We start from the raw sequence: 13,086 nt of genomic DNA, 5'->3' as shown, positions 1-13,086 counted from the left end.
ATGGATGCGCCAGGCACCGGAATTCAAGAATGCGCTGAGGCTTGGTGATCCAAGTTATATAAGCCATGGAGCGCATGCTTGTTCCAAACGTCAGCTCAACGGCCTCGGAAAGCGATAGTGATGCTCGTTAAAGATATGGCCTGGTTGATAGCCGTGACGCTAGGACGATGGGCGGCGCCGGCACCAAAGCGCATTAAGTTCTGCTTTTTCGCAAATTCCCTGGAATAAAAATAATGTCCTGGAAACCCTGGACCCCGGGAGAACGTTCCTACTTTCGGACCAGAAGTCTTGGCGAAGCTCGGTCTCAAAGACAGTCGCCCTAGGATCCCAATGCGCCCATCCGTGAAACTGGTCTCCCTCGCGACCGCCCTGCCCCCACACATCATTGATCAGCGAGACGCCGCAACCGCTGCGTACAAGGCCTTTTCGGCTCGATTTCGCGACTTCGAGCGGCTGGCAAACGTCTTCGAAAGCTCCGGTATACGTCGACGCTATGGCGTCCGCTCGATTGACTGGTATCTGGCCACGGCCGGATGGCCAGCCCGAAACGCCGCTTTTATCGAGGGTGCGAGCGCTCTTTTCGTTGAAGCGGCGAAGCGTGCCCTTGAAGCCGCGCGCCTTGCCGCGTCCGACGTCGATACGATCGTGACGGTATCCTCAACGGGAATCGCGACGCCCAGCCTGGAGGCTCGCGTCGCTAAAGAGATGGGATTTCGAGAAGACGTCGAGCGAGTACCTGTTTTTGGTCTCGGCTGCGCGGGGGGCGTTTCGGGTCTGTCGATCGCGGCCCGACTGGCGGCGTCGCGTCCAAATTCCGTGGTCCTTCTTGTCGCCGTGGAGACCTGCACGCTTGCGTTCAGGCTGGACAAGCTGACGAAGGCCAACATCGTCGCGACCGCCTTGTTCGGCGACGGTGCCGCCGCCTGCATAGTCAGGGCAGGCGACGCGGGCTTGGCTGAGATCGAAATGAGCGGCCAGCATACCTGGTGCGACACTCTCGACATCATGGGCTGGAGTGTCGATCCCGAAGGCTTGGGGGTTATTTTCGACCGCGCCATCCCGCCGTTCGCGGAAGAAAATCTTCGCCCCGCGATTGAAGGAATACTTTCAAGATCCAATCTATCAATCCGAGATGTGGATCGCTTCGCATGCCATCCCGGCGGTGCAAAGGTCATTGACGCGCTCGAGAGCGCCCTGATAGTCAATCGTGGCACACTCGACCATGAACGCAATGTTCTTTCGGAATTCGGAAACATGTCCTCTCCGACAGCCTTGTTCGTTCTCGATCGGCTTATTGCGTCCGCTCCTCCGCCACGCATACTGCTGACGGCGATGGGTCCAGGTTTCACCGTGAGCTGTGTCTCGCTAAGGACAACCGCATGATCTGGGCGTATGTGTTATTGTCGGCTGTCACCGCTGAGCGCGTGGGTGAGCTTTGGCTAGCGGGACGCAACACTCGAGCGTTGCTAAGGCGAGGTGGCCACGAGACTGGCAGGCAACATTATGGCTTGATCGTCGCGCTTCACGCCTCCTGGCTCACGGGCCTGTGGCTTTTATCATGGAATTCCACGGTGGATCTTGGCTGGCTGGCGGCGTTCGGTCTGCTGCAGGCTTTGCGGCTCTGGACCCTGCTGACGCTCGGCACGCGCTGGACAACCCGAATTATTGTTGTGCCCGGTGAGACGCTTGTGCGGACGGGCCCTTATCGCTTTACGCGCCATCCCAACTATGTTGTCGTGGTCGGCGAGATCGCCGTGCTTCCCTTATGCCTTGGCCAACCGGTTTACGCGGTTGTATTTTCCATCGCCAACGCGATTATACTCTTTGTACGCATCAAGACCGAGAACGCGGCGCTTTCAGGACCACCATATGATGCCCACCTCTGATCCTCCTCTAGGTCTCCGCGCTTCGCTTTTAGTCTGGATCGGGTTCGTGGCGATGTGCGCCGGTATGTTCATGGCCATCCTTGACGTCCAGGTTGTGGCGACGTCGCTCCCAACGATCCAATCCGCGCTTGAAATCAACCCGGATCGGATGAGCTGGATCCAGACCGCCTACCTGATCGCCGAGGTCGTCGCCATCCCGCTCACCGGCTACCTCACCCGGGTTTTGACCATGCGCTGGCTATTCGTGGGTTCAATGATCCTTTTCGTGATTGCTTCGGCGGGCTGCGCCGCGAGCGGCGAGTTCAGCGAGCTCGTTTGCTGGCGTGTCCTCCAGGGGTTCTCCGGTGGGACTTTGATCCCGTCAGTCTTTTCCGCGGTGTTCATCCTGTTTCCCAGCCAGCGACAGGCACTAGCGACAACGATTGCCGGCGTCCTCGCTGTTCTCGCGCCGACGGTTGGGCCGATAGCTGGTGGCTGGCTCACCGAAACCTACTCCTGGCATTGGCTTTTTCTGATCAACCTGGCACCGGGCACGCTCGCGGCCGCGGTGGCATCGCGAACCCTACCACGCCATGTCGTGGATCATTCAGCACGTCAGGGGCTCGACTGGATATCCCTGCTGTTGATGGCGGGAGCTCTCGCCGCTTTGCAAATCGGGCTCAAGGAAGCGCCGACGAGTGGGTGGATCTCATTGTACGTAGTTGGCTGCCTCGGCTGCTCTTTTTTCGCCGGATCGCTTTTCACATGGCGTTGCACGATGCGATCACCACCGCTCGTCGAACTGGGTAACTTCCGAGACCGCAACTTTCTAGTTGGTTCGGTCCTAAGTTTCACTCTTGGCATAGGGCTGTTTGGATCCGTGTACCTGATGCCAGTCTTTCTGGCGTTTGTCCGGGGACACAACGCGTTTGAAATCGGCATGACGATGCTGGTCACGGGCGTTGCCCAACTCATCACGGCGCCGATTGCCGTTGCGTTGGAGAAGAAGACCGACCCGCGCGTCTTATCGGCGTGCGGCTTTGCGTTGTTTTCCGTGGGGATTGCCATGAGCGCGTTTCAGGACCCACGATCTGATTATGATGCGATGTTCTGGCCGCAGGTCGTTCGCGGCGTGGCTATCATGTTTTGCCTTCTACCTCCCACCCGACTTGCACTTGGTGGGCTGCCGCCCCACCGGGTTCCAGATGCCAGCGGCCTCTTCAACCTCATGCGTAATCTCGGTGGCGCGATCGGGATCGCCTTGATCGACACCATCATCTACACCCGCACCGATGTCTTGGGCGAAAAGCTTTGGAAGGGCCTCGAGAGTGGCAACATGAAAACCGCCGCATTCATAGGGGCTCCAGCGGGCATCGTCAGTGCTCATCAGTCCGGCGCGTTTGATGCCGGCAAGACAGCGTTGCTCGATCCACTCGTCCAAACCGCGAGTTCCGTCGAAGCGATCAATGAAGCCTGGCTTCTCGTCGCAATAATGACGGCATGCGCGATCACTGCTCTTCCTTTCGCAAGGCACGTACCGCGCGGTGAGAGTGGAGACTAGCCGATCCGAGGACAATAATCACGCGCCTTTGCCGAGCCACGATGCAACGCGCGTGGATCGCGTTTCGTAGAGGTGCATCAAAATACGATCGTGACTATCGAACCGGAAGCCAAGATCTCTCTTCGCAGTCGCCCTTCGTGACTCAAGTACTTCTCCCCTTCATACCTACCCCGATGGAAATGCCAGCAACATCGCACTCCACGCTCGAGCCCTGGCTCAGCACCTCGGTGCCGAGGTTCATGCGCTTGTTCCGAATGCCGATTTTCCGCCGATCAGCAGCCCCCTGGCCAATCTATTGCTTGACGCCAATGCGCTAAATTAGTCACAATCAACCGGGCGATCCGTCCAAACTCGCCGATGTCCTGGTGGACTTCGTGGACACAGCCAATCCGCCTGTCCGGTTACCGCTGGGCAGCGATAAAGTCGCGGCCATCGAGGCGAAACATGCGGCCGATGCAGCCATCGTCAGTGCATGGCGGAAGACTGCATCTTCGACAGACTTCGCTTAAGGGAAGCAACATGAGCGGCCGCGCAAGAGGACGATCGAGCACCGAAATCGATCGTCCTCGTCATTCCCCTCACCGTCAAACCCGGGTTTCCAACGCTGCGAAAAGCGCTTCACTTTTCCGAACGGCATGACCGCTGTTGGCGCCAGAAGCGGTCATTGACGCGCCGTTTTCAGAGCAATGTGACCAGGCTTTCGAGGAAGGCGCGAACCGCCGGATTGGACCGCCGGCTTTCCGGCCACAAGGCGGTGATGTTGTGCCGCTCCACGGCATAGTTCGCCAGAACCGGAACGAGCGCACCGCTCTTCACCCAGGCGGCGGCCATGAAGCTAGTCGCCATCCCGATCCCGGCACCGGCGGCGATGGTCGCAAGCACCGCTTCGCTTGCATCGACGACGATCGCGGATGACGGCACGATCTCGACCTCTCTATCCCCGATACGAAACGGCCAGCGGAACATCTGGCCGCTGCTTTGGTAGCGCAGGCTGACCGTTTCATGATCGTGCAACTGGTCCGGATGTGTCGGTGGGTCGCGCCTCGCCAGATAGTCGGGAGAGGCGTAGCAGCACAATCGATGCGGCGCGAGTCGTCGGGAGAGAAGGCGCGAGTCGGCCAGATCGCCGATACGGACGGCCAGATCGAATCCGCCCTCGATCAGATCGACGATCTGATCACTTAGGCGCAGGTCGATGCTCACCTTGGGATAGTGTTTTCGGAATTGTGGCAGGGCCGGCGCGATCACATGCAGGCCGATCGGCAGCGATGCCGCAATACGTATTGTGCCGGCCGGCTCGGTGCGCGCCGCTTTCGCCGCCTGCTCGATGTCCTCGGCGTCCTGTAGCAGCCGAAGCGCCCTTTCATGCAGGTCGTGCCCTTCGCTGGTGAGCGTTAGGGAGCGTGTCGTGCGTGCAAACAGCGCCACGCCAAGCTGTTTTTCCAGCCGCTGGATGCTCTTGCTGACTGCCGACGGGGAGATCGAGAGCGAGCGGGCTGCGGCGGTGTAGCTTCCGAGCGAGCCAGCCCGCGCGAAAGCAATCAATCCCGTCAGCCGATCAAATCTAATTTGTTCCTTCATGGCACTATTAAAGCGAAGTTAGCGATCATTATCAATTGACGGCGTCAGTCATATCCTTGTCCACGAACAGATAGCTAAGCGAGGCAATGATGACTGCAATGATGAAAGCCGTGCGACTGCACGAATTCGGAGGTCCGGAGGTTCTGCTCTATGAGGATGCCCCGCGACCGGAGATAGCGACGGACGAGGTGCTGGTCCGTGTCCACGCCACAAGCCTCAACCCACCGGATCTCTATCTGCGCGACGGCTACCGGGGACTGCCGCCGGAATGGCAACCCAGCCCGACCTTCCCTTTGATCCTCGGCACCGATGTGTCGGGCGTCGTAGCGGCCGTTGGCGCGAGTGTTACCGGATTTGAGGTTGGTGACGACGTCTATGCGATGGTCCGGTTTCCGCAGGACCTGATGACTGGTAGCGGCGCCTATGCCGACTATGTGCGCGTCTCGGCCTCGGAACTGGCGCTGAAGCCTTCGCGGATCGATCATGTCCATGCTGCAGGCGCGCCGATGTCGCTGCTCACCGCCTGGCAGTTTCTGGTCGACTTGGGCCATGACGCGCCGAACCCGTTCCAGTCCCTCGCGCACACGCCGATGCCGCTGAACGGCAAGAGCGTGCTGGTCAACGGCGCCGGCGGTGGCGTTGGTCATCTGGCGGTGCAGATCGCCAAATGGCAAGGCTCGCGGGTGATTGCGGTCGCCTCCGGCAAACACGGGGCGCTGCTCACCGACCTCGGCGCAGACACCGTGATCGATTACACCAAGGTGGCGGCCGAAACGGTAGCGAAGGATGTCGACCTGGTGCTCGATGCCGTCGGCGGCGCGCACATGGAACGCTTTCTGCCCAGCATCAAACCGGGCGGCGGCCTGTATCTCGTCAACCCGTTGGGCTTTGCCGGCCATGATGATGCCGCCAAGCGACAGATCACCGTGTCAACGACCCAGGTGCGCTCCAACGGTGCGCAATTGGCGCAAGCCGGCCGCCTTCTCGAGGACGGCACCGTTCGGGTGGCGATCGACAGCACCTATCCAATGGCCGAGGCGTCGGTGGCCCATCGTCGCGCCTCCGAAAGAAGTATCCAGGGCAAGATAGTGCTGATCACCGCCTGATCATTGCCGAACAACAGGCACCTCTGATTGCCGAAGATCGGACGTCAGAGGTGCGGATGGGAAAATATCTCATGCTGATCATCACCGGCTACATGCATGTCGACCCAACCGATCTGGCGCAGTTCCGGGCCGATCTCACAGCGCTTGCCGCAGCCACACGCCAGCGCCCCGGAAACATCTCCTATGATGCCGCCGTCGACGCGCCGGAATCAGGGCGATTGCTGATCGCGGAACGCTGGGTAGATCAGGCCGCACTCAGCGCCCATCTTGCGGCGGCGGACACGATTGCTTTCGTTGACCGTTGGCATGGTCGAATGCAGGGCGATATCCGGAAATACGACGCAGCTAATGAACGTCAGCTCAGGGAATGACGTATGCTATTCTGTGGTCGACGTCCGCTTCTTCGGGCCGATTGCCGTCTTCCACTACGCGCCACGACTGGAGGTCGAATTCGAGTTTGTCCAAAGCTCTTTGTCCGCCTTAATGGCTGCAACAGTCGACAGTGCGCGTTCATAAGTATCGGCTTGCAGTGTCAAACCCATGTGAGCTGTCTCTTTTCTCACGAGGAATTCTACAACGTCTCGATCTGGGGTGCCGCGATGTATAAGTCCGGCAGCCTCTATCAAGTAGGAATCATACTCATCCGCGAACTCTTGCGCGTTGGCCTCGTCCCATCGCTGTCCGGAACTCAATAACCCTATTGGGTCCCAAAGTGACCAGCCAATGTCGCGCAGCCGCGACAGCTTGAGCTTGGGCAGGGTGGAAAGAGGTGCTATCGATCTAAAATCCGGTTGCTGATTAACACCGATACACCTTCCGCCTGGGACGGAAATTCCAAATGAATAAGCCGATAGCCATAGCTATACCAAGCATCAAGTAGTGAAATGGCGACAGGCTCAGATTGAAAGCGAATGTCGCGATACGAAGCAGGACGAATGCTACAATGGTTGCGAATGTCGTGAGTTCGCTGCGTCTGTTGTAGGTCCTTTTGTCGATCATTTTCGCTCACACCAGTGCCATGGGTTCTAACTTTGAGAACAACCCGAGCGCGATAATGGCGCTCCAATGCAACGGGTAAAAATTTATCGTGTGATGTCCGCAAAGGGCGGGATTGCGGCGTATTACTTTGGGGTTAATGCCGCTGGGTCGATCCACGCCGATTTAATGAAGGTCGTGCTTTGGGTCGTCGTTGCGGTCCATGTCCTCGGGGCACTTGTCCAGCACTTTTGTTTCCGGACAGATGTTTTACGCCAGATGACAACCGGCTGAACTCGTAGCGCGGATCAGTCCAGCAACGTTCGCGATCCGCAGCGGAGAATGCAATGCATCCGCAAACCCGATGTTTCGTGGGTTCAGGTAGGCGTCAGTCCGCCCTCGTAGGTGTCCAAGTGCTGGGCTAACACTGAGGAGAAATAGCCGCATGTTGAACTACAAGAGCATACTCGGCGCAGTCGCCGTGCTTTGCGTCGCCGCGCCCTCTTTCGCTGCAACCACTGTCAAGGTCATTGAAGATGGTGAAGGCGGCGGCGCGATGTCGTTGACAGTCGATCAGCCAACCGTGAAGGCAGGTGACGTGGTATTCCAAGTACACAACGACGCGATGACCGAGGAACACGAGATGGTCCTAGTGAAGCTCAAGTCGATCAACCAAGAGGTAGCAGTTCAACAAGGCAAGCACCGGGTCGACGAGCATCAGCTAAAGAGCCTCGGTGAAGTGTCCGAGCTCAAGCCAGGTGCTGACGGATCGCTTAAGGCCAAACTCACGCCCGGTGCATATCTCCTGCTATGCAACATCAAGGGTCACTACGAGGCCGGAATGCACGCGACTTTGACAGCCGTCAAATGATCGGCTGGGCCGGCGGCGTGAGCGCCGCCGTATCCCCGATACGATCTTATTGCTGAGACTGTGGCAAGTATTTACGGCTTGCCGCATTCTCGGTTTAGCCAGCTGCAGCGCAAGCAGACGACGATTGCCTCCAGGAACTGCGTTGGATCCTTAATCGCCGGGAACTGTTAAAGAGCGACCTCGCGGCTTGGCTGAGGAAATGTCGTCGCCATACCCAAACTCACCAGCCGGGCGGTGCTACCGGCAATAGGGGAAACGGTCTTGAGCAGATCGCCGATTATCTCGCCAAGCACGATGCGTTACGCGCCTTGTCATTTATTGCGAGGCCGCAGATCAGAAGTGGGGATCTCATCGTAATCCAAACAGCTTCGCCCTCGCCCCGCCACGAGCGTCAATTCGTCGCCAAGTTGGTGGCGACAACCTGATCGTCCGCCGCATCGACGCCGACGGTCCTGCTAAAAGATCGCGGCAATGATCACCACGGCGCCCGCCAAAATGGTGATGGCCAATAACCCGGCGGCGAGCAGAAGGAACTCGACTGGCTCGTCCGCCAGAAGGTATCCTCTCTTCTGATGCTCCATGATCGCGCTCCCCACTCAATCGTGCGAATCAAATCCTCCAAGGAGATTAACTTCCGCTATCATTTAAGCAAGGTTGCGCATGACCTATGCGCGATGGTGCGCTGAACTGCTAGCGTCGGGTACAAGTTTGCCATGTCGTTGAGGACCAGTTGGCCAACGTCGCTGTCATGGGGCATTAACCCGATAAGTCGACCGAGCGCCAGATGCGCCGGCGACTCCCTAATACGCTCAAATCTCCGCTTTGCCTTGCCCGCCTTCACGAAGAGGGGTGAGTGCAGCGAGCGCCGACTGCTGTGTTTCAGAGACATGCCGACCTCACCCCAATCCGTTGCTGACATTTCAGGATCGCTTTGAGCTATACACCGATTTCGCTCCCGCTCAATTCGATCGAACAACCGCGGGATCTGCGTCCTCGGTCGGCTTTGTCGGCGTAAGCGTGGCTTTGATCTGATCAATCTTTCCCTCGGCCTCACCGACACCGAGAATAGACTTGGCCTTTTCGAGAGCGGCAGCGCTGACTTCGCCGGTTTTTGTCGCCGATGCCAGCGCATCTTTCAGGGCCTGGTCGCCGAGGATCGGGTCGTCCTCGGACGGCTCGACACCGTTATCAAGTTCATATTGGGCATATGCCACGGCGTAGGCGGAAATGGCGGTCATTCGAGGGTCGGACGTGTGCAGATAGGCCTTGAAGCTGCGATTGAGTGAGTTCAAACCCGCAAGTTCCGCCGAAGCCTTGCGTTGTTTCGTGGTAACGGCAGGTGTTCGCTCCGCTTTCCTGGATTGCGACTGACCAACAGCTTCGCCTGACTTGCCTCTCGCGGCGTTGCCTTGCGACTGTGAATTACCATGCGTGGAGCTGCTGCCTTGGCTACCGCTATTGCCATGACCACCGCCACCATTGCCATTGCCGCCGCTTCCCCCTCCATTGCCACCACCGTTTCCGCCTTTCGCCATGGCCGCGATGTCGAAACCGGCGACGGCGAGGGGACTTGCGGCGAGGGCAAGAGACAGGGCGGCAATGGAAGCCAGGGTGGTGATGCGCATTGTGTCCTCCAAATCAAGCCGCCAACGCGACGGGATCGTTCAAGATGATCCCGAAGTTATCGGAAGATCGCCCACCCGACATCGGACGGAGGTCTGATACGGTTCAAATGAGAACGACAAGGGCCTTCGATGTTAACGAATGGCATCGCCGCCATGAGATTCTTGTGACGGATAATCCAATACGGAACAGAGTTCGCGTCATTTGCCTTTGCCCTTCACGGCGCCGCCACGTCGCACAGTCTGCCTGATCGACTTTTAATCTTACGGTCGCCGGCACGCCGTGCAGGGACCCCATCCCGCTTGCGCTAAGTTGGATACTAATATACTACTTATTTCCAAGCCAGCGGGAGGTGGCGACTGATGGAGAGAAATCTCGGGCCTATGTTTGTCGGCGTGCGGCGTGCGACGCGATGAGCGAAGCTCGCAAGAAGCGCTCGCTCGCCGGCGTCACACATCTGTCGCATCAGCGCGCGGCTGCCCCGCGCGCGGCGACGCTCGTCTACAACGCGCTGCGCGACGACATCATCTCATTGCGCCGGAAGCCGATGGACCTCCTCAATGAGAAAGAACTGGAAGCGCAGTTCGGCGTCAGCCGCACGCCGATCCGCGAGGCGGTCCTGCGTCTTTCCGACGATGGCCTCGTCGATGTCTTTCCGCAATCCGGCACCTTCGTTTCGCGCATTCCACGTCGCGCGCTCTACGAGGCGATCCTGGTCCGCAAGGCGCTCGAGGATACGACCGTGTCAATGGCCGTCGAGAAGATCACACCGTCAGGTATCCGCGCGCTGGAGCGCAATCTGACTGACCTCATCGCTTGCGTGCGCGACGACGATGTCGCCGCGTTCCATGTCATTGACAACGATTTTCACAAGCTAATCAGCGATATCTCCGGCTTCCCCGGTATATGGGCGATCATCCAGCAAGTGAAGGTCCACTCCGATCGCTACCGCCTGCTGACCCTGCCGCAGGAAGGTCGTCTTGTCCGCGTCATCGAGGAGCATTCGGCGGTGATCGGCTGCATGAAGACGGGCGACAAGGCAGGTGCCGCCGCCGCCATGGGCTTTCATCTTGGCAAACTGCTCGGCGAAGTCGAGAAGGCCGAAATCTGGGATCCGAACTATTTCGTCGAGGATGCAAAATCTCCCTTGGCACCCACTGAAGAGAAGGGAAAAAATCAATGAAGATCGATGTCCGTCACGCTTCCCATCCGGAGGCCGTTCGCGGCTACGACACGGAAACGCTGCGCCGCCATTTCTTGCTCGAGACAGTCTTTGAAGGCGGCGAAATTCGTCTCACCTACTCTCACTATGACCGCATGATCATCGGCGGCGCAACGCCGCTAGATGAAGGCCTGACGCTCGGCGCGCCGAAGGAGATTGGTCAGGAAACCTTCCTCGCTGAACGCGAGCTCGGCGCGCTGAATATCGGCGGCACAGGCCGCGTTATCGTGGACGGCAATACGCATGAGCTTCAGAAATACGACTGCCTTTATGTCGGCAAGGGCGCCAGGGATGTCCGCTTCGAAAGCCTTGATGCCGCCAAGCCCGCCAAGTTCTATCTGGTCTCGACGCCGGCGCATGAGGTTCATCCGACCGTGCTTCTGACCCGCGACAAGGCGCGCCATCTGACGCCCGGCGAAGCAACGACCGCTAACAAGCGTTCGATCTATCAGTTCATCCACCCGGAAGTCTGCCAGTCCTGCCAACTGACCATGGGCTTCACCATGATCGATGACGGCAGCGTCTGGAATACCATGCCGGCCCATACGCATGACCGGCGCATGGAAGCCTATCTCTATTTCGATCTGGAAGCCGACCAACGCGTCTTTCATTTCATGGGCGAGCCGCAGCAAACCCGCCATATGCTGGTTGCCAGCGAGCAGGCGATCATCTCGCCGCCCTGGTCGATCCACTCAGGTGCTGGCACCAAGAATTACAGCTTCATCTGGGCGATGGCCGGCGACAACAAGAGCTTTACCGACATGGACCATATCGCCATCGCGGATCTGAGGTAGGGCGATGAGCAATCCCTTCGATCTCTCGGGCCGCACCGCCATCGTTACCGGCGCCAATACCGGTATCGGTCAGGGCATCGCCATCGCGCTCGCCAAAGCGGGCGCTTCGATCGCTGCCGTCGGCCGCTCGTCGATGGAGGAAACTGAAGCGCTGGTCACCACGACAGGTGTCCGCTTCCACGCGATCAAGGCGGATCTTGGCACAATCGCCCCGGTCAAAGATATCGTTGCAGAAACCATCTCGGTTTACGGTGGCCTCGACATTCTAATCAACAATGCCGGCATCATCCGCCGCGCCGATGCGATCGACTTTACCGAGGAGGATTGGGACGCGGTCATCGATACCAATCTGAAAACGGCATTCTTCCTGTCGCAGGCGGCGGGTCGGCACATGCTGGAAAAGGGTAGCGGCAAGATCATCAACATCGCCTCGCTCCTGTCGTTCCAAGGCGGCATCCGCATACCATCCTATACGGCATCGAAGAGCGGCCTCGTCGGGATCACCCGGCTGCTTGCCTGCGAATGGGCCGGAAAGGGCGTCAACGTCAACGCGATTGCGCCCGGATATTTCTCGACGAACAACACGACGGCGCTGCGCGAAGATCCGGACCGCAATGTCGCGATCCTGGCGCGCATTCCGGCCGGACGCTGGGGTTCGCCATCGGAGCTTGGCGGTACCGCCGTGTTCCTGGCATCGGCAGCATCCGACTACGTCCACGGTACCGTCATCCCGGTCGATGGCGGCTGGCTCGCACGATAAGGCATGAGCGCCGGCGTGATCCGCCGCGCACGGAGGAGTTATGCAGTATCAGTTCGATTTCGGGGCACTTGTGCCCTATTGGCAGGATTTCCTGACCGGCGCACTGACGACGATTGAGATCACACTCTTTTCGGTGATCATCGGAATGGGTATCGGCGTGGCATGCGCGATTGCCCGCCGCTCGAACTCGACCATCCTGCGCGGCATCGTCGGCGTCTATATCGAAACAGTGCGCAACACGCCGTTTATCGTGCAGATCTTCTTCATTTTTTTCGGCCTCTCGTCCATTGGTTTCCGCCTGCCGATCATCGCGGCGTCGGTCTTCGCGATGGTCATCAACGTCGGCGCCTACACCGCCGAGATCGTCCGCGCCGGGATGGACTCGGTCCATCCAAGCCAGATCGAGGCCGCCGAGGCGCTTGGCCTCTCGAAGCTCCAGATCTACCGCGACATCATCCTCCTGCCGGCGATCGAGCGCGTCTATCCGTCACTCTCCAGCCAGTTCATCTTGATGATGCTGTCGACGTCGATCTGCTCGCAGATCTCGGCCGAAGAACTGACGGGCGTTGCCAACAACATTCAGTCGAACACATTCCGATCGCTCGAAACCTATTTCGTCGTCGCGCTCCTCTATATCGCGATCACCTATCTGATGCGCGCCGCCTTCTTCGGGCTTGGCCTCATCGCATTCCCGCGCCGCCGCCGGCTCGGGCTTGGCGTGTGAGGTG

At 58.9% G+C, this 13,086-nt stretch carries 13 protein-coding genes and 2 pseudogenes; 12 read left to right on the top strand and 3 right to left on the bottom strand.

Annotated features, from left to right (window positions below; translation table 11 throughout):
• Positions 1-330 precede the first annotated feature (330 nt).
• The 4 genes and pseudogenes from ACCD05_RS17320 to ACCD05_RS17305 form a co-directional block, all read left to right on the top strand.
• The gene (locus tag ACCD05_RS17320) at positions 331-1,383 is read left to right on the top strand and encodes a type III polyketide synthase (protein WP_111564736.1); all 1,053 of its coding nucleotides are present in this window, start codon (positions 331-333) and stop codon (positions 1,381-1,383) included.
• Positions 1,380-1,886, top strand: a complete 507-nt coding sequence (locus ACCD05_RS17315; protein WP_111564737.1) for an isoprenylcysteine carboxyl methyltransferase family protein — start codon at positions 1,380-1,382, stop codon at positions 1,884-1,886. The genes ACCD05_RS17320 and ACCD05_RS17315 overlap by 4 nt, the downstream gene beginning before the upstream one ends.
• 64 nt (positions 1,887-1,950) lie before the next feature.
• On the top strand, positions 1,951-3,426 hold the full coding sequence (locus ACCD05_RS17310) for a DHA2 family efflux MFS transporter permease subunit (RefSeq protein WP_413394216.1): 1,476 nt from the start codon (positions 1,951-1,953) through the stop codon (positions 3,424-3,426).
• 317 nt (positions 3,427-3,743) lie between these two features.
• Positions 3,744-3,935: pseudogene (locus ACCD05_RS17305) on the top strand (short-chain dehydrogenase/reductase); the annotation flags it as partial.
• Between the two features lie 169 nt (positions 3,936-4,104).
• On the opposite strand, the gene ACCD05_RS17300 reads toward ACCD05_RS17305, so the two are convergent.
• The gene (locus tag ACCD05_RS17300) at positions 4,105-5,007 is read right to left on the bottom strand and encodes a LysR family transcriptional regulator (RefSeq protein WP_112950309.1); all 903 of its coding nucleotides are present in this window, start codon (positions 5,005-5,007) and stop codon (positions 4,105-4,107) included.
• A gap of 89 nt (positions 5,008-5,096) precedes the next feature.
• On the opposite strand from ACCD05_RS17300, the gene ACCD05_RS17295 reads away from it, so the two are divergent.
• The 4 genes and pseudogenes from ACCD05_RS17295 to ACCD05_RS17280 all read left to right on the top strand — a co-directional run bounded on the left by ACCD05_RS17295 (position 5,097) and on the right by ACCD05_RS17280 (position 7,959).
• Positions 5,097-6,113 (top strand): NADP-dependent oxidoreductase, encoded by a 1,017-nt coding sequence (locus tag ACCD05_RS17295; protein WP_413394214.1) that lies wholly within the window; start codon positions 5,097-5,099, stop codon positions 6,111-6,113.
• Between the two features lie 71 nt (positions 6,114-6,184).
• Entirely contained in the window at positions 6,185-6,484 is a 300-nt protein-coding gene (locus ACCD05_RS17290; RefSeq protein ID WP_111564740.1) for a putative quinol monooxygenase, read from the top strand.
• A gap of 736 nt (positions 6,485-7,220) precedes the next feature.
• Positions 7,221-7,382: pseudogene (locus ACCD05_RS17285) on the top strand (cytochrome b/b6 domain-containing protein); the annotation flags it as partial.
• 151 nt (positions 7,383-7,533) lie between these two features.
• Complete coding sequence (locus tag ACCD05_RS17280; protein ID WP_111564744.1) at positions 7,534-7,959, top strand: sulfocyanin-like copper-binding protein; 426 nt, start codon at positions 7,534-7,536, stop codon at positions 7,957-7,959.
• 455 nt (positions 7,960-8,414) lie between these two features.
• On the opposite strand, the gene ACCD05_RS17275 is transcribed toward ACCD05_RS17280, so the two are convergent.
• Entirely contained in the window at positions 8,415-8,540 is a 126-nt protein-coding gene (locus ACCD05_RS17275; RefSeq protein WP_283193903.1) for a hypothetical protein, read from the bottom strand.
• A 378-nt stretch (positions 8,541-8,918) separates the two neighbouring features.
• The gene (locus ACCD05_RS17270) at positions 8,919-9,584 is read right to left on the bottom strand and encodes a hypothetical protein (protein ID WP_111564746.1); all 666 of its coding nucleotides are present in this window, start codon (positions 9,582-9,584) and stop codon (positions 8,919-8,921) included.
• Between the two features lie 410 nt (positions 9,585-9,994).
• Between ACCD05_RS17270 and ACCD05_RS17265 the strand changes: the two genes are divergently transcribed.
• The 4 genes from ACCD05_RS17265 to ACCD05_RS17250 are packed head-to-tail and all read left to right on the top strand — an operon-like array spanning position 9,995 to position 13,082.
• Positions 9,995-10,765, top strand: a complete 771-nt coding sequence (locus ACCD05_RS17265; protein WP_111564747.1) for a GntR family transcriptional regulator — start codon at positions 9,995-9,997, stop codon at positions 10,763-10,765.
• Positions 10,762-11,598: a 5-dehydro-4-deoxy-D-glucuronate isomerase gene (kduI, locus tag ACCD05_RS17260; protein WP_111564748.1), complete on the top strand. Its 837-nt coding sequence runs from the start codon at positions 10,762-10,764 to the stop codon at positions 11,596-11,598. The genes ACCD05_RS17265 and kduI overlap by 4 nt, the downstream gene beginning before the upstream one ends.
• 4 nt (positions 11,599-11,602) lie before the next feature.
• Positions 11,603-12,358 carry a 2-dehydro-3-deoxy-D-gluconate 5-dehydrogenase KduD gene (gene kduD / locus ACCD05_RS17255; protein WP_112950311.1) on the top strand — a complete coding sequence of 252 codons (756 nt, stop codon included), beginning with the start codon at positions 11,603-11,605 and terminating at the stop codon, positions 12,356-12,358.
• Positions 12,359-12,398: 40 nt separating this feature from the next.
• On the top strand, positions 12,399-13,082 hold the full coding sequence (locus ACCD05_RS17250) for an amino acid ABC transporter permease (protein ID WP_111564750.1): 684 nt from the start codon (positions 12,399-12,401) through the stop codon (positions 13,080-13,082).
• The last annotated feature ends 4 nt before the right edge of the window (positions 13,083-13,086 follow it).

This window comes from Rhizobium sp. Rhizsp42 (genome assembly GCF_047304155.1).
Lineage (GTDB): Bacteria > Pseudomonadota > Alphaproteobacteria > Rhizobiales > Rhizobiaceae > Rhizobium.
This window is presented reverse-complemented; position numbering and strand designations above follow the sequence as displayed.